Source organism: Streptococcus mitis, assembly GCF_001579035.1.
Lineage (GTDB): Bacteria > Bacillota > Bacilli > Lactobacillales > Streptococcaceae > Streptococcus > Streptococcus mitis_J.
In genome coordinates this window covers 156,714-159,573 of the sequence record NZ_KQ970287.1, presented here as the reverse complement: position 1 = coordinate 159,573, position 2,860 = coordinate 156,714, and the positions used below count along the sequence as shown (strand labels likewise).

The following is a 2,860-nucleotide window of genomic DNA, read 5'->3' as shown; positions in this document are numbered from 1 at the left end:
CCATCGAAACGCCCTTCACCCAAGGTTTTGTTAAATATCAATACATCGCACAGGTCTATATCACATTTTTTAAAACATATTTCACCAGGGTATGATTTTCTTTCACCTTCCACAAATTCATATATTTTATTAACTTTTAACGTCAAAGTTTCGTTGTGATATTTGATTTCTTTCACCCTGCTATCATGAAGGCTGAAAAGGATGTTGCTACTTCTATCGTGTATAAACTTCATACTGTTCCTCATAAATTCACCTAAAAATCTAGTTATTTAACTACTTTTTTACATAAAAGGTCGCTCTTCCTTTACCATATCTTTCAATGTACGATTCCTCAGTCAATTGCTTAAGCATATTTTCGATTGTAGCCTTTCCTACACTTGGAACTAATTCCATCATATCGCTTTTAGTAAATTTACCTAATTTCCTATCAATTGCATTTCTAACAAGTTCAATAGTAGGCACTTTTTCGTCTACATAATCAACCCTTTCTTCAAAATCAATATAAGCAGCTAATATCGTTCTAAGAATATATTTTATAAACGGCACAGAATCTTCTTTGTTTTCATGCCAACCTATCCCACTTTTTTCTAAAGCTATATAATAACTGTTTTTATTTTTTCTATTTTACTTTCTAAACTGATATATTTCCCAATTACATATCCTTGTCTGTATAGTAAGAGAGTTGTTAATAAACGACTCATCCTTCCATTCCCATCATTGAAAGGATGAATACAAAGAAAATCATGAATAAAAATTGGAATTAAAAGTAACGAATCCACATCTTTTTTGTCAAAAGCTATATTCAATTCATTACAAATTTGCTCAATTGCGCCTGGTGTTTCATATGGGGATAATGGTTTAAACCTTTCGACAGCATTACCCTCTTTATCTTTTTCCACAATAGAATTCTGCTTATTTTTATATCGACCACCAATTCCTTTTTCACTATACTTAAATAGTTCTCTATGAAGTTGCAAAATATAGTTACTGTTGATTGAAATATATTCATAACTTTCATGAATCGTATTTAATACATCTCTATATCCAAGAATTTCTTCTTCATCCCTATTTCTAGGAGTTGTTTTTTGATTCATTAACTCTTTTATTCTGACTGCTGTAGTAACAATTCCCTCTATTTTATTAGAATCCTCTACACTTTGAATTTTAGCAATCTCTACTAATTTATCTAAAACAGCAGGTTTGCGTGTCAAAAAAGTTCTTGTTTTCCCTTATGTTCATGAATTTGTGAAAGAAGAGTTATCATTTCACTATCCCACTTACTTCTTGCTAGATTTTCATTACTAAAAAGTCGCATTCGCCTAATTATATCACATTTTTAGGCGATTGCTAGCAACCTAGGCGATTATTAACACTTGCCTGATTTGTAAAATAAAATGAAACAAAAAACATCGTTATTTTCTGTTAAGATTGTTTCATCAATCTTATTTAACAAAGAGCCCTAAAAAGGAATTAAGCAACCTGACGCTGCTTAATTCCTTCACTAAAATTGTTTCATCAACCCTATTTGACAAAGAGCCGATTTTACCATAGAAGGCTTGATTTAAATTTACAGACTTTTTATCATACGCTCTATTTTATTTTCTTATAAATCTAACAAATAGACAGTCTCTGGTGTTATTACACCCTTTTCAGTATAAATCATCCAATCACTTACATAATTTATAGAATATGTCCCCTCATCACCTTCATGTAAATCTGGAATATGATATGGTTCTTGAGTCAATACTGCTTTGAAACTATCTCCTTCCATAGAAATAGCTTCAAACCAAATATGTTCAAGATTTGTACTATCCAAATTACCTTCTTCATCTATTGTTTCAAGTCCTAATTTAATAATAATAGTAATATCTTCATTACCTTCTTGTTTTTTCTTAAGCATTCTTTCAACATAAGAAAATCTTTCTCTAGCTAAATCACTCATTCTAGCAGTTTCTTCAGTACTTAAGAACATTAATGGATTATTATCAAACTTTTCTGTAAATTTTGAAGGTAAACTTACAATGTTATTATTATAGTCTTCTTCACTTTCATATAGGAAAATTATATTTGTTTTAGAATTATGCGATTTTTTTCTGTCTTCAATCCCTCCAAGATTAACATTAGGATAATATTTCAAAGCATCCATCCATTTTTTAGATGTAGCAACTATTGGCTCTCCATCATAAAACATTCCTAAATGTATCTCTTCTTCATCTTCATTAGAATAATTTCCATCTATCATTATAGAAGCGTAATTAGAAAGTAAGTTATAATGTGATTCATAATCTTTCTTATTTGAATCCAAAATCTCTATTTCGTGAAGATTACATCTACATAATCCATGAGTATGTAACCAAACTTCATTCTCATCACAAACAGCTTGAACAGTATATAGGCTTGATGGAGAAGGAAGTACATTTGATTTCGCTGCTAATTCAACCCATTTTTTATTTAGCATTCTTTCAGCACTTTCATCACAAAGAGCAACCATTTCAGGAACCATAGCATATACAAGCTTAAGCTGTAAATGGTAACATTTTTTAGCATCTCCTTCAAATTTCATATAAACAATTAAGGCATTCTTTGAATTTAAAATCTGTTCTTTTTCTTCTTCTGTAAAATATTGTAATTCCCATTGATACATTTCTTCTGCACAAAAATCTCCAAGATAGAATCTTACATCAAAATCAGTTCCTTTATATGATAGAACAATCTTTCCAGGATAATCTTCACTTGGAAGACTTTTTTCTTTAATTTCAATACCATCTATAGCTTTAATATTTTCAAAAATATCTTCTGTAAGTGAGTAATTATTAGGTACTAAAGCTAACATATGTGAAAATTCTTCCCAATAAGCAAG

The 2,860-nt window shown here is 29.9% G+C and carries 2 protein-coding genes and 1 pseudogene; all 3 read right to left on the bottom strand.

The features are described from left to right. The coding region (locus SMIDD26_RS05230; protein ID WP_246746926.1) for a hypothetical protein at window positions 1-233 on the bottom strand (233 nt) is incomplete at its 3' end. A 40-nt stretch (window positions 234-273) separates the two neighbouring features. Next, a pseudogene (locus SMIDD26_RS13575) lies at window positions 274-1,315 on the bottom strand (Fic family protein). A gap of 288 nt (window positions 1,316-1,603) precedes the next feature. Next, window positions 1,604-2,860, bottom strand: a 1,257-nt coding sequence (locus SMIDD26_RS05220) for a DUF4026 domain-containing protein (RefSeq protein WP_061439333.1), incomplete at its 5' end; no start/stop codon positions are given.